The organism is Aeromicrobium massiliense JC14 (assembly GCF_000312105.1).
In the GTDB taxonomy this organism is placed as follows: Bacteria; Actinomycetota; Actinomycetes; order Propionibacteriales; family Nocardioidaceae; genus Aeromicrobium; species Aeromicrobium massiliense.
Window position 1 is genome coordinate 356,371 of the sequence record NZ_HE978637.1, and the last position, 26,457, is coordinate 382,827.

The 26,457-nt window shown below is 73.9% G+C and carries 28 protein-coding genes; 15 read left to right on the forward strand and 13 right to left on the reverse strand.

What is annotated here, in order from left to right:
• Nucleotides 1-386: 386 nt before the first annotated feature.
• Complete coding sequence (locus tag HGAM_RS08920; RefSeq protein ID WP_019145142.1) at nucleotides 387-1,478, reverse strand: helix-turn-helix domain-containing protein; 1,092 nt, start codon at nucleotides 1,476-1,478, stop codon at nucleotides 387-389.
• Between the two features lie 374 nt (nucleotides 1,479-1,852).
• Here HGAM_RS08920 and HGAM_RS21075 point away from each other — a divergent pair, with 374 nt between their 5' ends.
• The 11 genes from HGAM_RS21075 (at nucleotide 1,853) to HGAM_RS18560 (ending at nucleotide 13,016) form a co-directional block, all read left to right on the forward strand.
• On the forward strand, nucleotides 1,853-3,628 hold the full coding sequence (locus tag HGAM_RS21075; protein ID WP_081591901.1) for an ABC transporter permease: 1,776 nt from the start codon (nucleotides 1,853-1,855) through the stop codon (nucleotides 3,626-3,628).
• Between the two features lies 1 nt (nucleotide 3,629).
• Entirely contained in the window at nucleotides 3,630-4,472 is an 843-nt protein-coding gene (locus HGAM_RS08930) for an MlaE family ABC transporter permease (RefSeq protein ID WP_019145143.1), read from the forward strand.
• Complete coding sequence (locus HGAM_RS08935) at nucleotides 4,469-5,776, forward strand: MCE family protein (protein WP_019145144.1); 1,308 nt, start codon at nucleotides 4,469-4,471, stop codon at nucleotides 5,774-5,776. Before HGAM_RS08930 ends, HGAM_RS08935 begins: the two co-directional genes overlap by 4 nt.
• On the forward strand, nucleotides 5,773-6,786 hold the full coding sequence (locus HGAM_RS18540; RefSeq protein WP_019145145.1) for an MCE family protein: 1,014 nt from the start codon (nucleotides 5,773-5,775) through the stop codon (nucleotides 6,784-6,786). Before HGAM_RS08935 ends, HGAM_RS18540 begins: the two co-directional genes overlap by 4 nt.
• The gene (locus HGAM_RS08945) at nucleotides 6,786-7,805 is read left to right on the forward strand and encodes an MCE family protein (protein ID WP_019145146.1); all 1,020 of its coding nucleotides are present in this window, start codon (nucleotides 6,786-6,788) and stop codon (nucleotides 7,803-7,805) included. The genes HGAM_RS18540 and HGAM_RS08945 overlap by 1 nt, the downstream gene beginning before the upstream one ends.
• The gene (locus tag HGAM_RS18545) at nucleotides 7,802-8,836 is read left to right on the forward strand and encodes an MCE family protein (RefSeq protein WP_019145147.1); all 1,035 of its coding nucleotides are present in this window, start codon (nucleotides 7,802-7,804) and stop codon (nucleotides 8,834-8,836) included. Before HGAM_RS08945 ends, HGAM_RS18545 begins: the two co-directional genes overlap by 4 nt.
• Nucleotides 8,833-10,104, forward strand: a complete 1,272-nt coding sequence (locus HGAM_RS18550) for an MCE family protein (protein ID WP_019145148.1) — start codon at nucleotides 8,833-8,835, stop codon at nucleotides 10,102-10,104. The genes HGAM_RS18545 and HGAM_RS18550 overlap by 4 nt, the downstream gene beginning before the upstream one ends.
• Nucleotides 10,104-11,228, forward strand: a complete 1,125-nt coding sequence (locus HGAM_RS08970; RefSeq protein ID WP_019145149.1) for an MlaD family protein — start codon at nucleotides 10,104-10,106, stop codon at nucleotides 11,226-11,228. Before HGAM_RS18550 ends, HGAM_RS08970 begins: the two co-directional genes overlap by 1 nt.
• Nucleotides 11,225-11,725, forward strand: a complete 501-nt coding sequence (locus tag HGAM_RS08975; RefSeq protein ID WP_020691746.1) for a hypothetical protein — start codon at nucleotides 11,225-11,227, stop codon at nucleotides 11,723-11,725. The genes HGAM_RS08970 and HGAM_RS08975 overlap by 4 nt, the downstream gene beginning before the upstream one ends.
• Nucleotides 11,722-12,219, forward strand: a complete 498-nt coding sequence (locus tag HGAM_RS18555; protein ID WP_019145151.1) for a hypothetical protein — start codon at nucleotides 11,722-11,724, stop codon at nucleotides 12,217-12,219. The genes HGAM_RS08975 and HGAM_RS18555 overlap by 4 nt, the downstream gene beginning before the upstream one ends.
• Before the next feature lie 161 nt (nucleotides 12,220-12,380).
• The gene (locus HGAM_RS18560; RefSeq protein ID WP_019145152.1) at nucleotides 12,381-13,016 is read left to right on the forward strand and encodes a methyltransferase; all 636 of its coding nucleotides are present in this window, start codon (nucleotides 12,381-12,383) and stop codon (nucleotides 13,014-13,016) included.
• A 141-nt stretch (nucleotides 13,017-13,157) separates the two neighbouring features.
• Here HGAM_RS18560 and HGAM_RS08990 read toward each other — a convergent pair whose 3' ends face one another.
• Genes HGAM_RS08990 through HGAM_RS09030 form a run of 9 tightly spaced genes read right to left on the reverse strand, consistent with a single transcriptional unit; the run spans nucleotide 13,158 to nucleotide 19,996 of the window.
• Nucleotides 13,158-13,841 (reverse strand): hypothetical protein, encoded by a 684-nt coding sequence (locus HGAM_RS08990; RefSeq protein WP_019145153.1) that lies wholly within the window; start codon nucleotides 13,839-13,841, stop codon nucleotides 13,158-13,160.
• 28 nt (nucleotides 13,842-13,869) lie between these two features.
• Nucleotides 13,870-14,694 (reverse strand): glycosyltransferase family 2 protein, encoded by an 825-nt coding sequence (locus HGAM_RS18565; protein WP_019145154.1) that lies wholly within the window; start codon nucleotides 14,692-14,694, stop codon nucleotides 13,870-13,872.
• Nucleotides 14,691-15,692, reverse strand: a complete 1,002-nt coding sequence (locus HGAM_RS09000) for a glycosyltransferase (RefSeq protein WP_019145155.1) — start codon at nucleotides 15,690-15,692, stop codon at nucleotides 14,691-14,693. Before HGAM_RS09000 ends, HGAM_RS18565 begins: the two co-directional genes overlap by 4 nt.
• Nucleotides 15,689-16,762, reverse strand: coding sequence for a glycosyltransferase (locus HGAM_RS09005; protein WP_019145156.1), 1,074 nt, complete (start codon nucleotides 16,760-16,762; stop codon nucleotides 15,689-15,691). Before HGAM_RS09005 ends, HGAM_RS09000 begins: the two co-directional genes overlap by 4 nt.
• Entirely contained in the window at nucleotides 16,759-17,874 is a 1,116-nt protein-coding gene (locus HGAM_RS09010) for a glycosyltransferase family protein (protein WP_019145157.1), read from the reverse strand. The genes HGAM_RS09005 and HGAM_RS09010 overlap by 4 nt, the downstream gene beginning before the upstream one ends.
• The gene (locus HGAM_RS20995; protein ID WP_019145158.1) at nucleotides 17,871-18,005 is read right to left on the reverse strand and encodes a hypothetical protein; all 135 of its coding nucleotides are present in this window, start codon (nucleotides 18,003-18,005) and stop codon (nucleotides 17,871-17,873) included. The genes HGAM_RS09010 and HGAM_RS20995 overlap by 4 nt, the downstream gene beginning before the upstream one ends.
• 30 nt (nucleotides 18,006-18,035) lie before the next feature.
• On the reverse strand, nucleotides 18,036-19,241 hold the full coding sequence (locus HGAM_RS20345; RefSeq protein WP_019145159.1) for a cytochrome P450: 1,206 nt from the start codon (nucleotides 19,239-19,241) through the stop codon (nucleotides 18,036-18,038).
• Nucleotides 19,242-19,270: 29 nt separating this feature from the next.
• The gene (locus tag HGAM_RS09025; RefSeq protein ID WP_019145160.1) at nucleotides 19,271-19,750 is read right to left on the reverse strand and encodes a DUF6328 family protein; all 480 of its coding nucleotides are present in this window, start codon (nucleotides 19,748-19,750) and stop codon (nucleotides 19,271-19,273) included.
• Nucleotides 19,751-19,756: 6 nt separating this feature from the next.
• Entirely contained in the window at nucleotides 19,757-19,996 is a 240-nt protein-coding gene (locus HGAM_RS09030; protein WP_019145161.1) for a hypothetical protein, read from the reverse strand.
• A gap of 116 nt (nucleotides 19,997-20,112) precedes the next feature.
• On the opposite strand from HGAM_RS09030, the gene menB reads away from it, so the two are divergent.
• Nucleotides 20,113-20,949, forward strand: coding sequence for a 1,4-dihydroxy-2-naphthoyl-CoA synthase (menB, locus tag HGAM_RS09035; RefSeq protein ID WP_019145162.1), 837 nt, complete (start codon nucleotides 20,113-20,115; stop codon nucleotides 20,947-20,949).
• A gap of 61 nt (nucleotides 20,950-21,010) precedes the next feature.
• Here menB and HGAM_RS09040 read toward each other — a convergent pair whose 3' ends face one another.
• A complete protein-coding gene (locus tag HGAM_RS09040; protein ID WP_019145163.1) occupies nucleotides 21,011-21,652 on the reverse strand; it encodes an NAD(P)-dependent oxidoreductase in 642 nt (213 codons plus the stop codon).
• A 77-nt stretch (nucleotides 21,653-21,729) separates the two neighbouring features.
• Here HGAM_RS09040 and HGAM_RS09045 point away from each other — a divergent pair, with 77 nt between their 5' ends.
• From HGAM_RS09045 to HGAM_RS18575, 3 genes are read left to right on the forward strand one after another with little or no spacing between them, the layout of a single operon-like run.
• Entirely contained in the window at nucleotides 21,730-22,629 is a 900-nt protein-coding gene (locus tag HGAM_RS09045) for an AraC family transcriptional regulator (RefSeq protein WP_019145164.1), read from the forward strand.
• 7 nt (nucleotides 22,630-22,636) lie between these two features.
• Entirely contained in the window at nucleotides 22,637-23,686 is a 1,050-nt protein-coding gene (gene lplB / locus HGAM_RS09050; RefSeq protein WP_019145165.1) for a lipoate-protein ligase small subunit, read from the forward strand.
• Nucleotides 23,687-23,705: 19 nt separating this feature from the next.
• Nucleotides 23,706-24,620: a GNAT family N-acetyltransferase gene (locus HGAM_RS18575; RefSeq protein ID WP_019145166.1), complete on the forward strand. Its 915-nt coding sequence runs from the start codon at nucleotides 23,706-23,708 to the stop codon at nucleotides 24,618-24,620.
• A 71-nt stretch (nucleotides 24,621-24,691) separates the two neighbouring features.
• On the opposite strand, the gene HGAM_RS09060 is transcribed toward HGAM_RS18575, so the two are convergent.
• Together HGAM_RS09060 and HGAM_RS09065 are read right to left on the reverse strand one after the other, a co-directional pair.
• Entirely contained in the window at nucleotides 24,692-25,831 is a 1,140-nt protein-coding gene (locus HGAM_RS09060) for a GDSL-type esterase/lipase family protein (RefSeq protein WP_019145167.1), read from the reverse strand.
• Nucleotides 25,828-26,415 (reverse strand): TetR/AcrR family transcriptional regulator, encoded by a 588-nt coding sequence (locus HGAM_RS09065; RefSeq protein ID WP_019145168.1) that lies wholly within the window; start codon nucleotides 26,413-26,415, stop codon nucleotides 25,828-25,830. Before HGAM_RS09065 ends, HGAM_RS09060 begins: the two co-directional genes overlap by 4 nt.
• Nucleotides 26,416-26,457: the final 42 nt, after the last annotated feature.

Genomic DNA, 26,457 nt, shown 5'->3' on the forward strand with positions numbered 1-26,457 from the left:
CGTGAGGGCCCTCGACAGGCTCGGGGAGCGTGGTGCGGCTCGGGGAGCGGGGTGCGCTCCTTGAGCTTGTCGAAAGGAGCCCCTCGACAAGCTCGGGGAGCGGGCCCCTCGACAGGCTCGGGGAGCGGGTGCGGCTCGCCGGCGTCCGGTGGCTGAGCTTGTCGAAGCCCCTCGACAGGCTCGGGGAGCGCGGCCGCGGCTCGGGGAGCGGGTGCGGGCCTTCGCTCCTTGAGCTTGTCGAAAGGAGCCCCTCGACAGGCTCGGGGAGCGGGTGCCGCTCGAGGAACGGGCCCCTCGACAGGCTCGGGGAGCGGGGACGCGCGAAGGGCCCACCGGGACGTCCGGTGGGCCCTTCGACAGGCTCAGGGAGCGGGTACCTGGAAGCGTCAGAGGTGGGTGCGCCAGCGGGGGAGGGCGGCGCGCAGGGCGACGACGAGCTCGAGCCGCTGCAGCGGGTCGTCCAGCGCCTGGCCGAACAGCTCACGCACCGTCTTCATGCGGCTGTGCGCGGTCTGCGGCGGCACGTGCAGCTCGCGCGCGATCGTGTTCGTCGGCCGGCCCAGCTCCAGCGACATGAGCAGCACCTCGCCCAGGTCGACCTTCCGTCGGGCGGGCATGCCGTCGAGCACCGACAGGTGCTTGCGGATCGCCAGCTCGGCCAGCAGGGCGTCGCTCTCGGCCACCAGCTCGCCGAGCAGGTCCTCGCACGCCACCAGGCGCGGACGTCCGGACGTGCCTCGCTCGCGCAACAGGCGCACCGCCCGCCGGGTGAGCGCGACGGCGTCGCCGGCCTCGGCGAGCGGCACGGCCGGGCCGGTCACCGCGGGGCCGTCGACGAGCGCCTCCAGCACCTCCGGCGCCCAGGTGTGCGCGACGAGGACGGCCGTGGGCTCCGCGGCCCGGATCGACCCCGGCGCGTCCAGCAGCGCGGCAGGCAGGGGAGCGTCCAGCGAGATCACCGGGACGACGAGCGCGGCCGGGTCGAGGCCGCTCACCGCGGCCAGCTGCACGAGCTCGGCGGACGACTGCCGGCCGAACGCGGCCGTCGCCATGCGGGCGCGCCGCTCGGGCTCGCTGAGCTCGCGCAGGCGGTGGGTGCGGTCTAGGCCGCGGCGCGCCCACACGTGCAGGCGCGCCAGGTAGGTGGTGAGGTCCTCGCGCAGGCCGACCTGGCCGTCGCGGTTGACCAGGTCGCCGACGACGCTGTCCAGGCTCTTGTGCAGGGCGCTGCGGGCGACGTCGAACGCGGCGTCCAGGTCGGCGGGGGTGAAGCCGCGGTGCGCCTGGCGCTGGCCGATGCGGTCCATGAGCGGGCCGACCCGGCGGGCCGCGCGCTCGACGTCGGCGTCGTGCTCGACGAACGCGTCGACGGCCGCGCGCACCAGCTCGCTAAGCAGCTCGTCGGTGGCGCCGCCCGTGGCCCGCACGACCGCCTGGTCGATGCGGTGGCACAGGGAGTCGAGCCGGTGGTCCGGCACCTCGTGCGCCGAAGGGTACGTGCGCGGTCGTTCCGGTCTGGCCGGCATCTCCATGAGGGTCACTGCTCTCTCCCACCCGTCGTGGTGCACTGGGCACCGAACGTCGAGGGGGCGACACGCTGATCTACGCACGCGCGCTCGGGCCCGCACAAGCCGGATCCGGCGCTTCGACTTGCGCCGGGTCGTTTCTTGTGACGGGGCTGACAAAGAAAGGTTACGAAACGATTACGAAAGTGCTCGATGTCGTTCGACCGAGCCGGGGTGACGCACGCCATACCTACGTTCGTCGCCAGGCGCCGGCCGGCTGAGGGGGCGGCCGGCGCCTGACCCAGACCACGGCGCGCCCTCGGGGGACGCGCACGGATCGGAGGAACATGGGCGGCACCGTCGTCGTCGAGGGGCTCACCAAGAGCTACGGGCGTCAGAACATCTGGCGCGACGTGACCCTCACGCTCCCGCCGGGCGAGATCACCGCGCTGCTGGGCCCGTCGGGCACCGGCAAGTCGGTGTTCCTCAAGTCCGTCATGGGGCTCGTGCAGCCCGAGCACGGCACCATCCACGTCGACGGCGTCGACATGGTGAAGGCCAAGGAGGCACAGCGCCTGGAGATGCGCAAGCGCTTCGGGGTGCTGTTCCAGGACGGCGCACTGTTCGGCTCCATGAACGTCTACGACAACGTCGCCTTCCCGCTGCGCGAGCACACCCGGCTGGACGAGCGCGAGATCAAGCGCATCGTCAACGAGAAGCTCGACCTCGTCGGGCTGCTCGGCCAGGAGCACAAGGTGCCCGGCGAGATCTCCGGCGGCATGAAGAAGCGCGCCGGCCTGGCCCGCGCGCTGGTCACCGACCCGGCGATCATCCTCATCGACGAGCCCGACTCCGGCCTCGACCCCGTGCGCACGTCGAACCTGGCGCAACTGCTCATGGAGGTCAACACCGCCACGGACGCCACGATGCTCGTCGTCACGCACAACATCGAGCTCGCGCGGACGCTGCCGGACAACCTCGGCATGCTGTACCGCCGCGAGCTGGTCATGTTCGGCCCGCGCGAGGAGTTCCTGCTCACCGACCACCCGGTCGTCTCGCAGTTCATGAGCGGCGACCCCGAGGGGCCGATCGGCATGAGCGAGGAGACCGACCACCGCGACGTGCCGGTCGACCCCGGGTTCGACGACCCGGCCGGCTTCCCGGGCGGCACCGCGCTGCTGTCACGCCACGCCGGCGCCCGCTCGATCGAGGTTCTGCCGCGCCAGCTCGTGCCGCGCAGCGGCCAGCCGCGGGCGGCCACGACCCGCCACCGCGAGCGGGTCGCCAGCGGCGCCGCGCCGCTGTACGTCGCCGACGACGACGAGCGTGAACGAGTCCCGACCCCACCCCGTCCGGGCCCGGTCGGCGCCGCGCTGGCCGCCACCGGCGACCTGTTCGCGCTGGGCCTCGACACGGCGCGGATGACGTTCAAGCGTCCGTTCGCCGGACGCGAGCTGCTCGAGCAGTTCTGGTTCGTGGTCAGCGTGTCGTGGGTGCCGGCGATGCTGGTGGCCATCCCGTTCGGCGCGGTCATCGCGCTGCAGCTGGGCACGCTGACCCGCCAGGTCGGCGCCGAGTCGTTCACCGGTGCGGCGAGCGTGCTGGCCGTCGTCCAGCAGGCCGCCCCGATCGTCACGACGCTGGTCATCGCCGGCGCCGGCGGTGCGGCCATCTGCGCCGAGATCGGCGCCCGGACGATCCGCGACGAGATCGACGCCATGCGGGTCATCGGCATCTCGCCGGTGCAACGCCTGGTCGTGCCCCGCGTGCTCGCCTGCGTCGCCGCGGCCGTGCTGCTCAACGGCCTCGTCTCGGTGGTCGGCGTGCTCGGCGGCTACGTGTTCAACGTCCTCGTGCAGGGCGGCACCCCGGGCGCCTACCTGGCCAGCTTCACCGCGCTCGCGCAGATCCAGGACCTGATCGTGGGCGAGATCAAGGCGGTCATCTTCGGCCTCATCGCCGGCGTCGTGGCCTGCTACCGCGGGCTGAACACCGCGCCCGGCCCCAAGGGCGTCGGCGAGGCGGTCATGCAGTCGGTCGTCATCACGTTCCTCATGCTCTTCTTCGTCAACTTCGTCGTCACCACGCTGTACCTGCAGCTGGTGCCGGGCAAGGGGGCCTGACATGGCCGAGCTCGCCGCCGGGTCCCGCAAGCGCTGGTGGGACCGCCCCGTCGACGCGCTGGCGCGCATGGGCGAGGACATCCGCTTCCACGGCCAGGTCATCGCCTGGATCCCGCGGACGATCGTGCGCTACCCGCGCGACATCGCCCGCCTGCTCACCGAGGTCAGCTTCGGGTCCGGCGCCCTCGCCGTCATCGGCGGCACGATCGGCGTGATGGTCGGCATGACGCTGTTCGTCGGCACCGTGGTCGGCATGCAGGGCTACGCCGCCCTCGACCAGATCGGCACCTCGACGCTCAACGGGTTCATCTCGGCCTACTTCAACACCCGCGAGATCGCCCCGCTCGTCGCAGCGCTCGCGCTGTCGGCCACCGTCGGGTCGGGCTTCACCGCCCAGCTCGGCGCCATGCGCATCAACGAGGAGGTCGACGCCCTCGACGTCATGGCCGTGCCGAGCATCCCGTACCTGGTCACCACGCGGGTGATCGCCGGGTTCATCGCGATCATCCCGCTGTACGTGATCGGCCTGCTGACGTCCTACCTCGGCTCGCGGCTGGTGACGGTCTACCTCTACGGCCAGTCCGCGGGCACGTACGACCACTACTTCAACCTGTTCCTGCCGCCGATCGACATCCTGCTGTCGTTCGCGAAGGTGCTCGTGTTCTCGGTGCTGATCATCCTCATCCACTGCCGTCTCGGCTTCCGCGCGACCGGCGGGCCGGCGGGCGTGGGCGTGGCGGTCGGCACCGCGGTGCGGCGCAGCATCGTCACCGTCGCGATCCTCGACCTGGTGCTGTCGATGGCGCTGTGGGGCACCACCACGACCGTGCGGATCGCCGGATGACCGCCCGCCCGCGCATCCTCGACGCCCTGCTCGGCCTGGGCTACCTGCTGCTGGCCGCCGCGCTGCTCGTCGTGGCCGGCATGGCCTACCAGCGCACGTTCGTGCCCAGCGTCGACGTGACGCTCGAGACCGCCGCCGTCGGCAACGCGCTCAAGAAGGGCTCGGACGTGAAGCTCAACGGCGTCCCGGTCGGCGAGGTGAAGCAGGTGCGCTCGTCGGCTGACGGCGCCACGCTCACCCTGGCCCTCGACCCCGACACCGCCGAGTCGCTGCCGCAGGGCACCACCGCCCGGCTGCTGCCCAAGACGCTGTTCGGCGAGCGGTTCGTCGCGCTCGTCCGGCCGCAGCAGGCCGGCGCCACCGGCGTCACGGCCGGCACGACGCTGCGCCAGGACACCAGCGACGAGGCGGTCGAGCTCGAGGAGGTGCTGGACGAGCTGCTGCCGGTGCTGCAGTCGATCCAGCCCGAGAAGCTCTCGGCCACGCTCGGCGAGCTCGCCGCCATGCTCCGCGGGCGCGGCGACGACATCGCCGGCACGCTCGACGACTGGCAGGCCTACCTGAAGCGCATCAACCCGCTCGTGCCGCAGATCGCCGACGACCTGGCCAAGCTGGCCGACGTCGCCGACACCTACGAGACCGCGCTGCCCGACCTGCTCGACGCGCTCGACTCGATGACCACCACGACGAAGACGCTGGTCGAGGAGCGCAAGGGCCTGGCCGACGTCTACGCCTCGGTGACGAGCATGTCGCGCAGCACCGACGCATGGCTGGGGAGGAACCAGGGCCGCATCGTCGTGCTGGCCGACGAGAGCCGCTCCGCGCTGGCCGCCGTCGAGCCGTACGCGGTGCAGTTCCCGTGCCTGCTCAAGGCGACCCGCCAGCTCGTCCCGGTCATGGACGACGTGCTCGGCAGGGGCACGTCCGAGCCCGGCCTCCACGTGACGCTCAACGTCGTCGAGGGCCAGGGCCGCTACCTGGCCGGCGACAAGCCCACGATCACCAGCAGCGGCGCGCCCCGGTGCCCGTACGTGACCGGGCAGACCGGCACGCGTCCGGCCCCGGCCGCGGGCGCCTCGGCGTCGACGGCACCCGCTGCCATCCCGGCCCCGCCCAACGCCCAGGTCGACGCGAGCACGCTCGCGGCCGCCAGCGGCCTGGGCGAGGCGAACTCGCCGGCCGAGAACCAGCTGATCGCCGAGCTGCTCGCGCCCACCCGGGCGATGGCGCCCTCGGACTACCCGGACTGGGGGAGCCTGCTCGTCGGGCCCACCCTGCGCGGCACGGAGGTGAGCCTGCGATGAGGGCCGTCGTCATCAAGAGCCTGGTGTTCACGCTCGTCACGATCGCCGCCACCGCGGCGCTCGCCGCCACCATCCGCAACTCCGCGGGCGGCTCCGGCGAGGGCTACACCGCGCTGTTCAGCGACGCCACCAGCCTGAACAAGGGCGACGACGTGCGCGTCGCCGGCGTGAAGGTCGGCACGGTGCAGGACGTCTCGGTCGCCGACGACAGCGTCGCGAAGGTGTCGTTCACCGTCCGCGACGACGTCGAGCTGGCCGCCGGCACCACCGCGCAGCTGCGCTTCCGCAACGTCGTCGGCCAGCGGTACGTCGCGCTGGAGCAGCCGCCGGCGGCCGAGGCCGGCAAGGCGCTGGAGGCCGGGCACACGTTCGGCCTCGACGAGACCAGGCCGGCGCTCGACCTCACCGTGCTGTTCAACGGCTTCCAGCCGCTGTTCCGGTTGCTCGACCCCGACGACGTCAACACGCTCAGCGCCCAGGTGATCTCGGTGTTCCAGGGCGAGGGCGCCACGGTCGAGACGCTGCTGTCGAGCACCGCGAGCCTCACGTCGACGCTGGCCGAGAAGGACCAGGTGATCGGCGAGCTCGTCGACAGTTTGTCGTCCGTGCTCGGCACCGTGCAGCAGCGCTCGGGCCAGCTCGACCAGACCGTCGTCACGCTCGACCGCCTGGTCACCGGCCTGGCCGAGGACCGCAAGACGATCGGCGACGCCGCCGACGGGCTGGGCGACCTGGGCGTCAGCGTCGCCGAGCTCCTGGAGGACGGCCGGGCGCCGCTCAAGGACTCCATCGCCGGGCTCGGCGCGCTGTCGGGCAACCTGGCCGCCGACTCGGCCACGCTCGAGAAGTTCCTGCAGACCCTGCCGACCAAGATCGACCGCATCGGCCGGATCGGCAGCTACGGCTCGTGGCTCAACTTCTACGTGTGCTCGATCGAGGGCCGCATCCCCGTGCCCGAGGGCTACGTCGGCGACGTCGGGGCCAAGCCCGTCGCCGGGAGGTGCCAGTGATGAAGCGATTCCCCACCGCGTTCGCCGAGCGGAACCGCGTCGTCGTCGCGATCGCCGGCCTGCTGGCCATGACGCTCGTGTTCGCCGCGACCTACTACGCCGAGGCGCTGCCGGTCGTCGGCGGCGGCACCGTGCACGAGGCCCGGTTCGCCGAGGCCGGCGGCCTGCGCGAGGGCAACGAGGTGCGCGTCGCCGGCGTGAAGGTCGGCGAGGTCACCGAGATCGGGCTCGACGAGGACGTCGTCGCGGTGAAGTTCCGGGTCAAGGACGTCCGCCTCGGTGACCAGACCAGCGCCGCCGTGAAGGTCAAGACGCTGCTCGGGCAGAAGTTCCTCAGCCTGGAGCCGGGTGGCCGCGGCGAGCTCGACGGGGCCATCCCGGTCGAGCGCACCACGACGCCGTACGACGTCTCGGCCGCGCTGTCGGACCTGTCGACCACGGTCGGCGACATCGACACCGACCAGATGGCGAAGAGCTTCGACGTCCTGAGCCGGGCGTTCCGCGACACCCCCGAGAGCGTCCGCACCATGGTCGACGGCCTGGCCGACCTGTCGCGCACCGTCTCCAGCCGCGACGAGCAGATCGCCGACCTGCTGGCGTCCAGCAACGACGTGACCAGGACGTTCGCCGACCGCAACGCCGAGCTGGCCGGCATCGTGCAGGGCGGCGACGCGCTGCTCGCCGAGCTCAAGACCCGGCGCCGGGCGATCCACGACATGCTCACCGGCACCCGCCGCCTGGCCGTGCAGCTGCGCGGCCTCGTGGCCGACAACAGCGAGCAGCTGCGCCCGGCCCTGAAGCAGCTCGACACGGTCGCGGGCATCCTCGACCGCAACGAGAAGCAGCTCGAGAAGGCCGTCTCGCAGCTCGGCCCGTACTACCGGGTGCTGGCCTCGGCCACCGGCAACGGCCACTGGGTCGACTCGTACGTCTGCGGCCTGTTCGACGCCACCGGCGCGCCCGTGCTGCAGAACGACGTCCAGCGCACGTGTGCGCCGGCGAAGGGAGGCGGCCAGTGAGCCGCAGGACGCTGCGCCGGCTCGGCGCGACCATCGCCGCCGCGGCCGTCCTGGTCGCGGGCGGCCTCACCTGGCGAGCCGTGGCCGACGGGGAGCGCACGACGGTCGAGGCGATGTTCGTCTCCACCATCGGCCTGTACCCGGGCTCGGACGTCGCGGTGCTCGGCGTCCCGGTCGGCACGGTCACCGCGGTCGAGCCCGACGGCGACTCCGTCCGCGTCTCGATGGAGCTCGACGCGGACCAGAAGGTCGCCGCCGACACCAAGGCGGTCATCGTGTCGCCGACGCTGGTCAGCGACCGCTACGTGCAGCTCACCGAGCCGTACCGCGGCGGCGCGGCGCTCGAGGACGGCGCGGTCATCGACCGCGAGGACACCGGCGTCCCGGTCGAGATCGACGAGCTGTACGCCAGCCTCGACGACATCGCCACGCGCCTGGGCCCGAAGGGCGCCAACAAGGACGGCTCGCTGTCGCGCCTGCTCGAGGTGGCGGCCAAGAACCTGGACGGCAACGGCGAGGAGATCAACACCCTCGTCACCGAGCTGGGCAGGGCCACGCAGACGCTCAGCGAGTCCGACGAGGACTTCTTCGCAACGGTCGCGAACCTCGCCTCCCTCAACGACATGCTCGTCGACAACGACCGCGAGATCGCGAACGTCAACCGCTCGCTCGCCTCGGTCGCCGACTACCTGTCCGACGACCGCGACGAGCTGGCCGAGGCGGTCAGGACGCTGGGCGTCGCGCTCGGCGACGTCGAGGGATTCATCGGCGACAACCGCGAGGCGCTGCGCACCAGCGTCGACGGGCTGACCGGCCCGGTCGCGGCGCTGTCGCGCCAGTCGCGCTCGCTCGCCGAGGCCATCCGCACGGCGCCGGTCGTGGTGCAGAACTTCCTGCGCAGCTACGACCCGGCCACCGGCACGATGGACGGCCGCGCGAACCTCAACGAGCTGACCATCTGGTCGGACGCCGGGCAGTCGGGCCGGTCGTCCGCCGACGCCCCGCCCGTCCTGATCGAGGGGGAGCGATGAACCGCTGGACCCGGCGCGCCGGCGTCGTCGTGGCCGCGCTCGCGCTCGGCGGGTGCAGCGCTCTCGGCGGCGGCGTCTACGACACCCCGCTGCCCGGTGGCGCCGACGTCGGCGACCACCCGATCACGCTGACCGCCGACTTCGCGGACGCGCTCGACCTCGTGCCGCAGTCGGGCGTGCGGGTCGACGACGTCGCCGTGGGCCGGGTCAGCAGCATCGAGCTCGCCCCCGGCGGGCGCAGCGCGCGGGTCGAGCTGGTCGTCGACGGCGACGTCGAGCTGCCGGCCGGCACCACCGCGCGGCTGCAGCAGACGTCGCTGCTCGGCGAGAAGTACGTCGCCCTCGTGCGTCCGGCCCAGCCCGGTGCCGGCGAGCTCGAGGACGGCGACCACCTCGGCGACGAGGCCACCTCGCAGAGCGCCCAGGTCGAGCAGGTGCTCGGCGCGCTGTCGCTCGTCCTCAACGGTGGCGGTGTCGGGCAGTTCCAGGAGATCTCGCGCGAGCTGCAGCAGGCCGGCGACGACCCGCAGCAGATCAAGGCGTTCCTCGACGAGATGGCCACGTTCACGTCCGGCCTGGACGAGCGCAAGGAGTCGGTCACCGCCGCCATCGACTCGCTCGCCGCGCTGTCGACGACGCTCGAGGCCGACCAGGACAAGATCGCCACCGCGCTGGAGGACCTCGAGCCAGGCCTCGCCGCGCTCGCCGACCAGCGCGAGGACCTGGTGCGGATGCTGGCCGCGCTCGACGACCTGTCCGACGTCACGGTCGAGACGCTCGACAAGGCGCAGGCCGACATCGTCGCGGACCTCGAGCTGCTCGCCCCCGTGCTGCAGCAGCTCGGCGCCGCCGGCAGCGACCTGCCGCGCTCCCTGGAGATCCTGCTGACCTACCCGTTCCCGGACTCGGTGCTCGGCGCGGTGAAGGGCGACTACCTCAACGTCTTCCTCACCACGAAGTTCCGCACCCAGCCGGCCGGCTGCACCGACGCGTCGTGCGACTGGCCGCAGGTGGCGGCCAGCACCGGGCGCACGCAGTCGCGCTACGTGCCGAGGGCGAAGGACGACGACGAGGAGGCGGCGAAGGCCGTCCCGTCACCGGTGCGCCCGACGCCCAGCGCGTCCCCGTCGGCGACGCCGTCGCCGAGCGCCACGCCGCGGGCCACCCCGTCTCCGAGCGCGTCGCCCAGCGTCACGCCGAGCGCGACGCCGAGCAGCCCGGCCCCGGCGACGCCGTCCGTGTCCGCCGACCCGAAGGAGCAGGACTGATGCTCACCCGACGCATGAAGCTGCAGCTCGTCGCGTTCGTCGTGCTCGGGCTGGTGGCCACGTCCTACCTCGGCGCGCGCTACGTGGGCATCGACCCGTTCAACCGAGGCTACGAGGTCTCGGTGACCCTGCCCGAGGCCGGCGGCCTGTTCGACAACGGCGAGGTGACGTTCCGCGGCGTCCCGGTGGGCCGCATCGGCTCGCTCGAGGCCACCGAGGAGGGCACGACCGCGGTGCTGCGCATCGACGCCGGCGCCCCCGTCATCCCGTCCGACGTCGAGCCGGCCGTCGCCAACCGCTCCGCGATCGGCGAGCAGTACCTCGACCTGCGCGGCGGCGGCACCGGCGAGCCGCTGGCCGACGGTGCCGAGCTCGACGGCATGCAGGCGCAGATGCCGCAGCCGATCGAGCAGGTGCTGCGCAGCGGGCGCGACTTCAGCGCGTCCGTGCCGCAGGACGCACTCACGACCGTCATCGACGAGGGCTACGAGGCGTCGCGCGGCGCGGGCCAGGACCTCGGCCGGCTGCTCGACACGTCCCGTGACCTCGTGCGCACGGCCGACCGCGGCTTCCTCAACACCCAGCGGCTGGTCGAGACCGCCGATCGTGTGCTCACCACGCAGCAGGAGTCGGCCACGAGCATCACCAGCTTCAGCACCGACCTGCGCGACTTCTCCGTGACGCTCGCCGACAGCGACCGTGACCTGCGCACGCTCATCGGCGCGGCGCCCGGGGCCGCCGAGCAGACCGACCAGCTCGTCCGCCAGGTCGGCGGCCCGCTCGGGACGCTGTTCGACCGGCTCGTCGCGCCGGTGAAGGCGTTCGGCGAGAACGGTGCCGGCATGCGCGACGCGCTGATCCGGCTGCCCGAGGCGGTCAGCGTCACCTGGGCGGTCACCGGCTCGCAGGGGCTCGACCTCGGCCTGGCCCAGACCTACACGAACCCGGTGCCGTGCACGAGCGGCTACGCCGGCACCCCGGTGCGCGGCGGGCTCGACGCCAGCGCGGGCAGGCCGTTCAACACGCGCGCCGGCTGCACCGCGTCGCCGAGCACCGGCACCGGCGTGCGCGGTCCGCAGGCCATCCCCGACAGCTGGGGCCGCGTGCGCGAGGGCCGCCGGTGAGGCGCCGCTGGCCCGTGCTGCTGCTCGTCCTGGGCGCCCTGGTGCTCGTCACCGGGCTCGTGGCCTGGCGCGCGACGGCTGGTGACGAGCGGCTCGAGCGGGCCCAGGCGCGCGACGAGGTGGTCGCCGCGGCCACGAAGCACGTGGCCACGCTCAACTCGCTCGACTACCGTGACGTCGACGCCGGGCTCGAGGCCTGGGCCGACGCCAGCACCGGCACCCTGCACGACCAGCTCGTGCAGGCCGGCGAGCAGGACCGCCAGCTGCTCCTCGACCAGCAGAAGATCAGCACCGCCGAGGTGCTCGAGGCGGCGGTGCTCGAGCTCGACGACGACAGTGCCACCGTCATCGCGGCGGTCGAGGTGTCGATCGCCGACGGCGCGACGCCCGACGCCGAGCCCGAGCTCAAGCGCAACCGGTTCAGCGCGCAGCTCGTCCGCACCGACGGACGCTGGCTGCTCGAGGACCTCGGCCAGGTCGCGGTGGGGGCGGCATGACCCGCCGGACGATCGTGGTCGCGCTCGCCGTCGTCGCGCTGGTCGGCGGCCTCGTCGCGTGGGGCGCGGTGTGGCAGGAGCGCTCGACCGACGCGGCCCGCAACGGCGCCGTCGTCGACGTCACCGACAGCGGCACCGTGCAGCGCGAGGTCTCGACCATCTTGACCCGCGTGCTGGCCTACGACGCCGGCTCGCCCGACCAGACCCGGGCGGCGGCCGAGGAGCTGCTCGTCGGCACGGCCCGCGACGAGCACGAGACGCTGTTCGCCTCGCTGCTGGAGCGGGCGAAGGACCAGCAGCTCGTCATGGACGTCGAGGTGCAGGCCGCCGCGGTGCAGGAGCTGCGCGGCGACGAGGCCACGCTGCTCGTCTTCCTGGACCAGACCAGCCGGCGCGCCACCGACCAGGAGGCGTCCGTCGCCGCGGCCCAGCTCGTCGTCGACGCCCGCCGCGACGGCGACACCTGGAAGGTCTCCGGCCTCCGCGTCCTCTGACTCTCCCCGGGTGAGAGGTTCCGTTCGCGCTGAACGTGACGTTCCGGGGGTGGATGTTCCCGTTTCCGCCCCGGAACGTCACGCTCAGCGCGAGCGGGACGGACGGCTCGGGGGAGGGTGCTCGAGGGGCCGAGGCGGGCCGGTCGCGCTAGCGTCCAGGCATGCAGACGACCGAGCCGCGCACCACGACCTTCGGCCCCCTGGAGATCGACTTCGACGACCGGGTGCTCGAGCCGCGGGCGTGGACGCAGGCGCAGTCGCAGTGGGCCGCCGACCTGCTCGCTGAGGCGCCCGAGGGCCCGGTGCTGGAGCTGTGCGCGGGTGCCGGCCACATCGGCCTGCTCGCCGTCGCGGCGTCCGACCGCCACCTCGTCATGGTCGACGTGAACCCGGTCGCGGTCGAGTACGCCACCGCCAACGCCGAGCGCAACGGCCTCGCCGACCGCGTCGAGGTGCGCGAGGGCGACATGCGCGAGGTCGTCGCTGCCGACGAGCGGTTCGCGCTCGTCGTGGCCGACCCGCCGTGGGTGCGTTCGTCGGACCTGCGCCGCTTTCCGGCCGACCCGCAGCTGGCCATCGACGGCGGCGACGACGGGCTCGACCTGGCCCGGCTGTGCCTGGACGTCATCGGTGCGCACCTGCTGCCCGGCGGAGCCGCCGTGCTGCAGCTCGGCCCCGAGCAGCACGGGCCGATCGCCGCGGAGATCGCCGACGGACGCTGGCCGCGGCTCGTGCCCGGCGGCGTGCGCGAGCACGGCGAGCGCGGCTGCCTGCTCGAGGTCCGCCGCCCGGCCTGACGCTCCAGCCGGCGGGCGGTGAGTCATCCACCACCCGATGGGGCGTCGTGGTGGGTGACTCACCGCCCCCAGAGCGACCTGGTGGATCACTCACCGCCCCCAGAGAGACGTGGTGGATGACTCACCGCCCAGCGGGACGCGCTACGGGTGCTTGCGGTCGTCGTGGCGGGCGCGGCGGGACGCGCGGTAGGCGCCCTCGCGCAGCTTCGCCACCCAGGGGTACTGCTCCAGACCCGGCAGCCGGTTGGTCATCGGGTCGAACGCGATCTCCTCGTCGTCCACGGTGCTCGCCGGGCCGGCGACGTGCAGCGTCGCGAACGGCGTCCACATGCCGCGCGGGCGGGCGTGGGCGAGCCGGAAGGTCTCTTCGTCGCGGGGGAAGAACGCGAGCAGCAGCGGCCCCGTCGGCGTGCGGTAGGGGACGAGCGTCGTGTGCGCGGCGCCGGTGGTCTCGCGCGTGGCGACGAGCAGGAAGCGGGTCAGGCGGCCCGTGCCCGTGGTCGAGACCAGCACGTCGCCGTGGCCGCCGTCGCGCCTGGGCACGCGCAGCGCGATGCCGTGGACGTCCGGCAGCGGAGCCGGCACCCCGCTGGCCCGTGAGAACCGGACGAGGCAGTCGTCGGTGCCGGGCTCGTCGATCCACGGGACGCCGGTGCGCGTGGTGCTGCCCTCGCGCTCGAGCCGGCCCTGGCGCACGCCACCGTCCGGGTGCAGCGGCTTGCCACGGAAGCGGGCCCAGGCGCCGAAGACGCCGGCCAGCACGGCTCCGGCACCGCCGGCGGCGACGGTCACGGCACGCTCGGTGGGGGTGCGCTCCTCGTTCATGGCGAGCGTGTACCCCCTCGGCCGCGGTCTACGCGTGGGCCGGCTCGACGACCTCGTAGTCGTCGCCGGTGCGCCGCACGAGGCCGCGCTCCTCGAACGCGTCCAGCCAGCCGGTCATCGGCCAGCGCCCCCAGCGGTCGCGGAACAGCCGCCCGTTGCGCACGACGTCGGCCACGTGCTGCACCGGTGGGGACGTCGTGGGGTGGTGCTGGTGGTACGCGCGGGCGCCGCCGACCCAGCCGTGCTGCAGCCCGGCGCGGACGACGCGGTGACCGAAGTCGGTGTCCTCGCCGCCGTAGCCGACGTACGCCTCGTCGAACCCGCCCGCGGCGTGCCAGGCGTCCGCGTGGAGCGCGAACGAGAGCGACCAGAAGAGGTCGGGGTCGCCGCCGACCTGCGTCTCGCCCGGGCCAGGCGCGGGACGCGCTGCGTGCGGCGCGTCGAGCCGTCCGAGGTCGTCCAGCGGGTATCCGCCGGCGGGCGCGGGCGGCAGGTAGGTCACCGGCCCGGACCAGACGACGTCCGGCCGCTCGACCACCGCGTCGGCGTAGCCCCGGACGAGGCCGGGGCCGGGCAGGCAGTCGACGTCGAGCAGCACGAGCACGTCGGCGCCGAGCTGCTGCAGGGTGCGGGCGGCCAGGTTGCGTGCCGCGGCGAGTGGCAGGCCGAGCGGCTCGCGGCCGATCTCGACGACGCGCGGGGGAGCGGGCAACGCCCGGGCCCAGGCGGCGGTCTCGGGGTCGTCCATCGCCACGACGACGTACGGCCCGTCGTGCTGGCGGCGCACCAGCGCGTGCTGGTTGGCCAGGTGCGCCCGACGGCCGTGGACGAGCGTGGCCAGGCCGGGGGTCACGCGCTCACCGCCCGTGGACGGGCCGGCAGCATCGACCGGACGACGTCGGCGAACCGCTCGGCCGCGTGCCCGTCGCACCAGCCGGCCCACGCGGAGCCGTCCAGGGCGGCGGCCCGCTCGAGCCGCTCGGCCCAGCCGTCCGCCGGAGCGGTCGGCTCGACCAGCACCGGCCAGCCGCCGGACGCGAGCACGGACGCCGTCGTGGCCTGCTCGGCGTGCGGCCGGTCCTGCGGCAGGACGACCGCCGGGCGCCGGGCCGCGGCCACCTCGGCGAGCGCGTTCTGGCCGGCGTGGGTGACGACGACGTCGGCGTCGACGACCGCCCGCCACGGGTCGTCGACCCAGGTGCCGCCGCCGAGCAGCGTCCACGCCCAGTCCGGCGTCTGCTCCTGGGCGGCGGCGAGCACGGCTGGGTCGAACGCGCCGCCGCGCCCGGCCAGCACGGTGACGCGCCGGGGCCCGGGACGTCGCGGCGCCGGCGCGGCCACGGGGAAGCGCGACAGCGCACCCACCCGGTGCAACCGCGCCCGCTGGGCCTCGGCCAGCCCGGTGGCCAGGTCGGGCGAGCCCTCGGGCCACAGCCCGACGAGCGCGTCGCACACGTCCAGGCCGAGCCGGTGGGCGTCGTCGCTGCGGTCGCCGGGCAGCACGACGCCCAGCACGGGCACGCCGTGCAGCCGGGCCAGGAGCGAGACCTCGACCGACACGTCGCTCACCAGCAGCGCCGGGGCGGCCTCGCCGATCCAGGCCGAGAGCCGCGCCATGCGGCCGCGCAGCCCGGCGTCGTGCTCGGGCACCCAGTGCAGGCGCCCGTTCGCGTCGACCCCGGTGGGCGCGGGGTCGTGGTCGTCGCGGGGCAGCTCGACCCACGGGCCACGCCAGCCGGCCGGGCGGGGCAGCGACGACAGCCCCGTGACCGGCAGGTCGAGCACCTCGGCCAGCGCGGTGGCCCGGTGCAGGTGCCCGGCCCCGACGTGGTGGACGTAGTAGCCGATCACGCCGCCACCGGACGTCCGATCGCGCGGGCGTAGACGTGCTCGTAGTCGGCGACCATGCGGTCGAGCGCGAACCGCTCGACCGAGCGGCGGCGCACCCGGGCGCGGTCGAGGACAGCCGCGTCGGCGATCGCGCGGGCCAGGGCGGCGGTCGAGCCGGGCTCCGCGAGGCGTCCGGTGACCTCGTCGACCACCTCCGGCAGCGCGCCGCGGCGCAGCGCCGCGACGGGGGTGCCGCAGCTCATCGCCTCGGCAGCCACGAGCCCGTACGGCTCGTCCCACTCCGGCGTCACGATGGCGACCCGGGCGCGTCCGACCGCGGTCGCGAGGTCGGACTGGCGCAGATGCCCCAGGTAGCGGACGTCCGGGCCCAGCCGCGGCCAGACGTGCTCGCGTGCGTAGTTGGGGTCGAGCACGGGGCCGGCCAGGTCGATCGGGACGCCGGCCTGCAGCGCCGCGTCGATGGCCACGTGCGGCGCCTTCTCCGGCACCAGGCGGCCGGACCAGATGGCTCGCTCGCCGCCCGGGCCCGCCGGCCATGCTGCCGCGTCGATGCCGTTGAGCACGACCGAGCTCGACACCGCGTGCGACCACGACCGCGACGTGTACTCGCTCACCGCCACGAACGCGGCGCTCGGATCGGCGTACCGCATCGCCGACTCCAGCCACGGCACCGGCGGCGTGTGCAGCGTCGTCACCACCGGGATCTCCAGTGCCGACGACATCGCGACGGGCAGGTGGTGGAGGCTGTTGTTGTGGACGACGTCGAAGCGGCGGCGTCCCTCACGGGCCAGGTCGAGCATGAGCCCCAGGTAGGCGTGGTGCTCACGCATCCAGGTCTCGGGCGGCGCCCCCACGTCGGAGCGCGCGGCGTCGCTGGACGCGAACGGCTGCAGCGGCAGCTCGTGCACGTCCAGGGACGGGTCGGAGCCGGGCGCCGCGAACAGCGACACCTCGTGCCCGCGCCGGCGCAGCGCCCGAGCCAGCGACGCGGTGTGCGCCTCCAGCCCGCCGGCGAACGGCTCGGCGACCGGGAACCGGCTCGACGCGACCAGGCAGATGCGTAACGTCATTTCCCCAGCCCCCGGTAGAGGCGGAGGTGGGCGTCGGCGACCTCCTGCCGCTGCTGGACCCGCTCGTCCCACGACGCGCCCAGCTGGGGGCGCTCGGCGTAGGCCTGCTCGACGGCGGCCCGCAGCGAGCCGGCGTCGAAGTGCTGCTCCTCGTGCTCGTACGTGAGCACCGGGCCCTGCTCCTTCAGGTAGCCGCAGGTCGGCGCCAGGACGGTGGTGCCCAGGTCGCGGCACGCCTCGAGCCAGCCCGAGTGCGTCCCGAACCGGTAGGGGAGCACCGACAGGTCAAGCGAGGCCAGGTAGCGCCACAGCTCGTCGTCGGGCAGGAAGTCGTGGACGCGCAGGTCGACGCGTCCGGCCGCGGCCTGCTCGTGCAGGAAGCCGGACAGGTCGGCGTCGAAGCGGGCGCCGCCGGGGGTGAGGACGTCGTGGTGGCCGTTGACCTGCAGCACGGCGCCGGGCAGGCGGTCGACGGTCTCGACCAGCACGGGCAGGACGCGGTGCGGCGCCATGCCCGCCCGCAGGCTCTTGACGTGCACGCCGACGCGGAACGGCTCGGGGTCGCGCTGCTCGCGCTCGGCGCGCAGCCGGGCGACGGTGTCGGCCTCGACGACGTGCGGGTGCGGCAGCACGAGCGCGTCACGGCCCCACCGGCGGCGGATCTCGTCGGCGGCGCCGGGCGTCAGCGTGACCAGCGCGTCGGCGGCGGGGACGAGCACGTCCAGCTGGGCGTCGTGCAGCGTGCGGTCCTCGTGGTGCGGGTTGCGCAGGTCGTGGACGGTGTAGACCAGCGGGATGCCGCGCCGGCGCAGCACCTGCGTCCAGGCGGCGAGGTCCTCGGGGGAGCGGGCGTCGAAGCCGAACTGCAGGTGCACGAGGTCGGCGTCGGTCGTCTCGGCCCACGCGGGATCGAGCATCACCGGCGGCCACCACTGGGCCCCCGCCGGACGGCGCGGGTCGTGCGGGTCGGGGTCGTCCAGGTGGACCACCTGGCCCGTGGGCGTCACCGGGTCGAGGTGACGGACGTAGACGTGCGAGCCCGGCACGGACGCCACGACGACGGGGCGCGACGTCGTGGTCGCCGTGGTGGTGGGGTCGACCGTCGCCGTCATTCCGCGGGAGCCGCGGTCGGCTGGTTCTCCGGCGCGTCGGCGGGGTCGTCCGCCTGGGGGTTCTCCTCGGCGGGGTCGAGCTGGTGCTCGGGGGTGGCGTCCGGGTCGGGGCTGATCGGGTCGGCGGTCATGGTTCTCCTTCGTCTCGTGGCGAGCATGGCTCAGGCGTCGGCAGGTTGCACGACGGAACGGCCTGACAGGTGCGGGGGCATCCGGTCCATGGGGATGCGGGTGGAGCCGGTCAGCCGGAACGGCAGCCGCGCGAGCTCGGGCAGCAGGGCGACGAGCAGCGCGATCGTCACGTCCTCGCCAGGGCAGCGGTGCCCGCGCTCGCGGTCGCCCCCGCCCTGCGGCACCAGGTCGTACGGGGTGGGCTCGCGGCCGCTGAAGCGCGTCGGGTCCAACGCGTCCGGGCGCTCGTACAGGCCCGGGTCGTGGTCGGTGCCCCACAGGTCGAGGACGACGAGCGCCCCGGCCGGGATGCGGGTGCCGCGGTGCTCGAGCTCACGCGTCGCCCGGGCGGCGAGGTACGGCGCGAACGGCAGCCGGCGGCGCAGCTCGTGGGCCAGGTCGAGCGCGCTGAAGTCGCCGTCGAGCAGGCCCTGACGCAGGTGCGGGAAGCGCTCGAACGCGTACGCGCCGCCGACCACGAACCACGACACGGCCGTGGTCGGGCGCAGCACGTTGAGCACCTCGACGGCGGCGACCCGCTCGTCGAGCAGGTTGCCGTCACGGTCGCGGTGCCGGGCGACGTCCGACAGCGGGGTGGGCAGCGGGGCGCCCTCGCGGGCGTGGCGCACCTGCTGGGCGATCCAGCGCTCGCTGCGGCCGCGGGCCCGGCGGGCCTTGACGTGGCCGCGGGCGCCGGCGTTCCCGAAGCCGTCGACCATGAGCATCATGTCGCGGGACCGCAGGCCCAGGTCGTCCACCTCGACGCCGGCCCACGACGTGACGGCCTCGAGCAGCACCGAGCGGGCGGCCACGCCGAGGTCGACCTCGCCGTCCCAGCCGGCCGCGCGGCGGCGCCAGCCCTCGACCGCGTTGCCGCTGATCGTCCAGGCCGCCTTGGCGTCGAGCAGGGACGTGAACAGCTGCTTGCGGTGGCGGTGGTCGTCGCCGTCGAGGGTGTGCACCGCGCCCTTGCCGAAGAGCGTGCCGACGACCGGCTCGGGCAGCGCGGTCGAGCGCTCCAGGCCCGGCGTCTCGTAGAAGAAGCGCACCGCGTCGGCGCCGCTGATCGAGACGGCGCGCGAGCCGAGCAGGCGGGTGCGGACGGTGGCGCGAGGCTCGGGACGCAGGTGCAGCCAGAACGTGTAGCCGTCGGTCAGCGCCTGCAGGGATCGGTCGAGCGGGGCGGACGTCGTCATGCTCCGTCCGTGCCCAGCGGAGCGCCGGTTCAACCATCGTCGGCGGCCCGTCGCCGCAGCATCGGCACGACCACCCAGCCGGCCAGCAGGCCGAGCACGAGGAAGGCGCTGAAGCCCCAGGCGACCGCGGCGCCGAAGACGAAGTCCAGGATCAGCCAGACGGCACCGATGTTGGCCAGCGCCATGGCGACGAGACCGGCGCGGGCGACCCCGTCGGCGGTCTCGACCAGCCAGGGCCGCTGCCCACGCCGGAACAGCGCGCGGTGCAGCGCGACCGGCGTGAGCAGCAGCAGGGTGGCGACGACGGCGCAGCCCAGCACGCAGCCGTACACGACGCGTGAGTGCTGCGGGACGTCCTCGAAGGCGTCGCTGAACGGCAGCGTCAGCAGGAAGCCGGTGAGGATCTGCACGCCCGTCTGGGCCACGCGCAGCTCCTGCAGCAGCTCCTCCCAGTTGTCGTCCAGCCGGCGCGAGGACGACGGGTGCGGACTGCCGCCGTCGTCGCCCACCGGACGTCAGCCCTGCGGCGACGTGTTGTCGGTGCCCCCGAGCTCCTTGAGGAAGCGGTGCGCGGTGTGGGCGCGCTCGGCGTCCTGCTTCTGGACGGTCTCGAAGAACTCGGCGATGTCGTCGCGGCCGGCGTTGCGGGCGTCGCGGACGTACTGGCCGTAGTCGTGACCGGCCTTCAGCGAGTGGTACTGCACCGAGATCAGGTCGAAGGTGACGTCGTCGAATCCGGTCTCACCGGTGGCCATGGTGGTTGCTCCTTCCGTGTGCGAACAGGTCACGGGGGAGGTGCCCACTCGCCGCCGTCTCGAACGTGCCCGGCCCCAGGACGTCCGGCGGTCGGGGTGCGGGGCAGAATCGGGGCATGACCGAGACTGCTGACATCGTCTGGAACCCCCGCGGCGAGTTCGAGGACATCCTCTACGACGTCACCGACGACGGGATCGCCAAGATCACGATCAACCGGCCCGAGGTGCACAACGCCTTCCGGCCGCAGACGCTGATCGAGATCATGGAGGCGCTCACCGACGCCCGCGAGGACGAGTCGGTCGGCGTCATCATCCTCACCGGTGCCGGCGGCAAGGCGTTCTGCTCCGGCGGCGACCAGCGCGTGCGCGGCGACAGCGGCTACAAGACCGACGAGAAGGCCACCGGCCGCTTCCACGTCACCGACCTGCAGGTGATGATGCGCCGCTGCCCGAAGCCGATCATCGCCATGGTGGCCGGCTGGGCGATCGGCGGCGGCCACGTGCTGCACGTCGTGTGCGACCTGACGATCGCCGCCGACAACGCGCGCTTCGGCCAGACCGGCCCGAAGGTCGGCTCGTTCGACGGCGGCTTCGGCGCCAGCGTCCTGCGCGACCTGGTCGGCCCGAAGAAGGCCAAGGAGATCTGGATGCTGTGCCGTCAGTACGACGCGCAGGAGGCCCTCGACATGGGCCTGGTCAACAAGGTCGTCCCGCTGGCCGACCTGGAGAAGGAGACCGTGCAGTGGGCGCGCGAGATGCTCGCCAACAGCCCGTGGGCGCTGCGCCTGGTCAAGCTCAGCTTCAACGCGGCCGAGGACGGCTACGCGGGCATGCAGCAGCTGGCCCACGACGCGAACCTGCTGTTCTACGGCACCGCGGAGGCGGCCGAGGGGCGTGAGGCGTTCAAGGCCAAGCGCAAGCCCGAGTTCGACCAGTTCCCGCGCCGCGCCTGACCCGGCGGCGGACGCACGAGGGCCCGGCACCACGCGGTGCCGGGCCCTCGTGCGTGCGGTCTCAGTAGCCGACGGTGAAGCGGGCGCCGCGGTGGTTCGCCTGCTCGATCTCGTCGACGAACGCGAGCGCCAGGTCGTCCGCGCCGAGCGTGGACGAGCCGTCCTCGGCGACGACCAGCACGTCGCCGCCGGTGCGGTAGGTGCCCTTGCGCTCGACCGGGGCGTAGGCGCCGAAGCCGCCGGCGGGGGAGACGTAGAACCAGTCCAGGCCCCCGCCGTTCGCCTGCAGCCACTCGAGCACGCGGCCGTGGGCCGACGCCTCGGGCTTGAACGCCTCGGGGAAGTCCGGGGTGTCGATGACGCGGGGGCCGCCCTCGGCGACGAACGAGCTGCCGGCGCCGCCGACGAAGGCCAGCGTGCCGCCGTGCTGCTTCACGGCCTCGGCGATGCCGGGCGTGAGCTCGTCGAGGTTCGGGCCCTCGGGCAGGTCGGCGTGGGTGGCGACGACCAGGACGTCGGCCTGCGCGGCCTTCGTGACGGTGGCCTCGTCCTGCACGGAGCCGGTCTCGTAGGTCACGCCGTCGACGCGCTGCTCGGGCAGGTGGCGGCTGACCGACGTCACCTGGTGGCCGCGGGACACGGCCTCGCGGACGATCGCGGAGCCGGCGTAGCCGGTGCCGCCGATGACGGTGATGCTGCTCATGGGGTTCCTCTCGTCGGGGTTGCACCGTCAATCTAGGCTCGTGCTGGGGGACTTTCACGGTCCGGAAGGGTCAGATCATGGTCGAAGTGCGACAGATCGCCGACGTCGGCTACGCGCCGCCGCCGTCCGTCGCCACCGCGCTGGAGGCGATCAGCCTTTCCGCGCTGCGCCAGCGGGCCGGCGGTGCCATCCCCGCCGGGGCGCAGCGGCTGGACTTCCACGTGCTGCTCGCCGTCACGTCCGGGCGCTCGACCCACATGGTCGACTTCGAGACGGTGGAGCTCGAGCCCGGGACGGTGCTGTGGATCCGCCCCGGCCAGGTGCACGGCTGGGGCGACATGGACGCGTTCGAGGCCCACGTCGTCATGGGGGCGCGCGACGCGCTCGACACCGTCCGCGAGGTCTCGGCGTGGGTGAGCGACCCGTTCGCACCGGTGCGCTGGCAGCTGCGGACGTCCGACCCGGCGTTCCGCGCCGTGGCCGAGATCGGGCGCTACGACGACGCCGGCCTCGACACCGCCGCCGGTGACGCCGTGCTGCGCTGGCAGGCGGCGACGGCGGCCCTGCTGCTCGCGGCGTCCGGTGGGGCGGAGGTCGGTGCGCACCCGGAGCTGTTCACCGCGTTCCGCCGCCTGGTCGAGGCCCGCTTCGACCGCGAGCGCGACGTGCGCGCGTATGCCCGCGAGCTGGCCGTCACGCCACGGACGCTCGAGCGGGCGGTCACCGTCGCCGTGGCCACGACGCCCAAGCGGGTCGTCGACCGCCGGGTCGCGCTGGAGGCGCGCCGCCTGCTGGCCCACTCCGACGCGAGCGTCGCCGCGGTGGCCGCCCGGCTGTCGTTCGACGACGCGGCCAACTTCTCGCGCTTCTTCGTCCGCGTCACCGGCGAGCTGCCGGGTGCCTTCCGCGAGCGCGTGCGCGGCGCCGAGACCGGCGGGTCCTGGACGCGGGAAGAGACGGCGGCCCGCCCGGGTTGACGCTGACGTGCACGCAGAGCTGAAGGTTCCCCAGGGCAAGCTGGTCGTCGTCGACCTCGAGGTCACCGAGGGGAGGATCGCGGACGTCCGGCTGTCCGGTGACTTCTTCCTGGAGCCCGACGAGGCGCTCGGCCACATGTCCGACGCCGTCGAGGGGCTGCCCGCCGACGCGTCGCTGGCCCAGATCGAGGCCGCTGTCGAGACCGCCCGCGGCGACGCCGTCATGGTCGGCTTCGACCCGCGCTCGATCGCCATGGTCGTGCTGCGCGCCCTCGGCCGGGCCACGACCTGGACCGACCACGACTTCACCCTGATCGAGACCGGGCCGCTGCACCCGGCCATGCAGATGGCCGTCGACGAGGTCATCGCCCAGCAGGTCGGTGCCGGCGAGCGCGGGCCGGCGCTGCGCATCTGGGAGTGGGCCAGCAACGCGGTCATCATCGGCTCGTTCCAGTCGCTGAGCAACGAGGTCGACCTCGACGCTGCCGCACGTCACGACACCACCGTGGTGCGGCGCATCTCCGGCGGCGGCGCGATGTTCGTCGAGCCGGGCAACACGATCACCTACTCGCTCTACGTGCCCGGCACCCTCGTCGAGGGCATGAGCTTCGTGGAGTCGTACGCCTTCCTGGACGCCTGGGTGGTGCGCGCGCTGCGTGAGCTCGGAGTCGCGGCCGACTACAAGCCGGTCAACGACCTGGTGTCGCCCGCGGGAAAGATCGGCGGAGCCGCGCAGAAGCGGCTCGCGTCCGGCGCGGTGCTGCACCACGTGACCATGTCGTACGACATGGACGCGGCCAAGATGCTCGACATCCTGCGCATCGGCCGCGAGAAGCTGTCCGACAAGGGGCACGTCAGCGCGGCCAAGCGGGTCGACCCGATCCGCTCGCAGACCGGCCTGCCGCGCGAGGACGTCGTCAAGGCGCTGGTCGAGCACTTCGACCGCGAGAACGGTCCGCTCGCCCGCACCGAGCTCGACGCCGACACCTGGGCGCGCGCCGAGCAGCTGGCCGAGAGCAAGTTCTCCGACCCCGACTGGCTGGCCCGCGTCCCGTAGGCCGTAGTTGGATGGCCGGGTGAACGAGTCCCTCGACGCCCGGCCTGCCCTCCGCGACGACCTGCCCGACGTCCTGGGGGTCTTCCACGCCGTCGACCTCGACACGGCGGGGGAGACCCTGCTGGACGCGGTCGACCTCGACGGCTTCTGGTCCGACCCGACCTTCGACGCGCGGACCGACAGCCGTGTGGTGCGGCTCGACGGGCGTCCGGTCGGCGCGGCGGCCGCGTTCGCCAACGGGTTCGCCCGCGTCGACGTCGTGCCGGACCTGTGCGGCCACGGGCTCGGCACGCGGCTGGCCGACTGGGTCGAGCAGCGCCAGCGCGAGCGCGGGCTGGCGCACTGCGAGCAGGAGGCGTTCGAGACCGACGCCCGCACGCGCACCTTCCTGCAGGCGCGCGGGTACGTCCCGGCCCACGAGTCGTGGTCGCTCGAGCTGCCCGCCGACGCCACGATCGCCGAGCGGCCGCTGCCCGACGGGATCGTCGTGCGGCCGATGCGGGCGGGCGAGGAGCACGCGGTCCACCATGTCGTCGAGGACGCCTTCAACGAGTGGGAGGGTCGCACCCCGCGCGCGTTCGAGAGCTGGAAGGCGCTCGTGCTCGACCGGCCGGGCACGACCGAGGACCACCTGCTCGTGGCCGTGGCCGGTGACGAGGTGGTCGGCGCGTGCGTGGGCATGGACGGCGAGAGCGACGACGAGTACTGGGTCGCCCAGCTCGCCGTCCGCCGCGACCACCGCGGGCGGGGCATCGCGCAGCAGCTCCTGGCCGTCTCGTACGGCGCGGCCCGGGCCTGCGGACGCACCCGCGGCCGGCTCGACACCGACTCGCGCACCGGAGCGCTCAGCCTCTACGAGCGGCTCGGCATGCACGTCACCCTGTCGTTCACCAGCTTCCGCAAGCCACTGGCCGACCCCACCCCCGCCGGCTGACCCGACCTCCGCTGGCTGAGCTTGTCGAAGCCCCCTTCGACAAGCTCAGGGAGCCGAGCCGAGCGGCGTGGCTAGGCGACGTGCTCGCGGAGCACCTCGGCGAAGCGCTCGCCGACGCGGCGGTGGCCCGCCGTGTCCAGGTGCAGCCGGTCGGGCAGCGGCAGCTCGTCGTGGTCGGCCGGCCCGTAGAGCGTCAGCCCGTCGACCAGGTGCAGGTGCGGGTCGCTCGCCCGGCGCTGCTCGACGACGTCGGTGAGCGCGCCGCGGATCGTCCGCAGCGACAGCCGGCCGGCCGCCACCTCGGCCGGGTCGCCGGTGGCGACGAACCGCAGCGTGCCGTCGCTCAGGTCGAACCCGCCCGGTCCGGGGGTGTCCTCGTGGATGGGGCAGTACAGCGGCGTCGTGACGAGCAGCGGGACGTCCGGGTGACCCTCGCGGATCGTGTCCAGGAAGCCGTGCACCGCCGGCACGAACGCCCGCATCCGCATCGCGTCCGCGTTCACCACGTTGATGCCGAGCTTGACGCTCACGAGGTCGGCCGGGTGGTCGCGCAGCGTGCGGGCGACGAACGGGTCGAGCAGGGCGCTGCCGCCGAGCCCGAGGTTGGTCAGGTCGACCCCGGCGGCGGCCGCCGCGACCGACGTCCAGGTCGAGGTCGGGCTCGTGGCGTTCGAGCCCTGGCTGATCGAGCTTCCGTGGTGCAGCCAGCGCGGCCCGGAGCGCTCCACGGGCTGCACGGGGGCGTCGGCGCGCAGTGCCACGAGCTCGGTGCTCTCCAGGTGCGGCAGCCACACCTCGACCCGCTTCTCACCCGCGGGGAGGTCGACCCGCAGCGTCCCGGGCTCGCCGCGGTGCTGCTCGGCGGTGCCCGTGCGCGGGTCGAGCACGAGCCGGTCGCCGCCCGCGACGGTGTCCTGGGCGACCAGCCGGCCGTCGACGAGCACGTCGTAGAGGCCGAGCGGGCGGGGCGGCACGCCGGCGTACTCGCGCCGGGTCGGGAGCGTGTCGAGCTCCAGGGCGGCCGCCGCCGTGCGCAGCACCAGCCGGACGCCCGCGGGCTCGACCTCGACCATCGCGACCTGCGGGTCGGTGTTCTGCTCGCGGGCCCAGCCGGGCAGGCGGTGCGGACGCAGGCCGCGCTCGGTGCGCTCGAGGTCGAGCGCCCCGTGGACGAGCTCGGGGGTCAGCGGGACGGGGACGAGGGCGGTCATGCGGTCTCCTGGTCGGTCGGGGCGGGCCACGTGCGCAGCAGGGTGTCGAGCGCGTCGAGGCAGCGCCGCCACGACGACTCCGCGTCCGGGAGCGAGTGGCTGAAGCCGCCGGACAGCTCGAGGTCGACGAACCCGTGGACGAGGCTGCCGAGCAGCCGCACGGCGTGGGTCTGGTCGTCGCCCTGCAGGCCGTAGTCGCGCAGCACGGCCCGGGTCAGCTCGGCCTGGCGGGGCCCGGCGCTGCGGGCGGCGGTCTCGTCGTCGAGGTCGAAGCGCGAGGCGGCGTAGCGGCCCGGGTGCTCGCGGGCGTAGGTGCGGTAGACGTCGGCGAAGGCGACGAGGGCGTCGCGGCCGCTGCGCCCGGCGAGCGCATCGGCCAGCCGGACGGCCATCTCGTCGAGCGCGAGCAGGGCCAGGCGGGTGCGCAGGTCGGCCGAGCTGGTGACGTGGGAGTACAGGCTCGCGACCTTGACGTCGAAGCGCCGGGCGAGGGCGGACAGCGTGACCTGGTCGGCGCCCTGCTCGTCGGCGAGCTCGGCCGCGGCCCGGGTCAGGCGGTCGGCGGTGAGGCCGGCACGCGCCATGGCTTCCTCCTGGGTCTAGGTAGTTGCCTAAACCCTATAGGT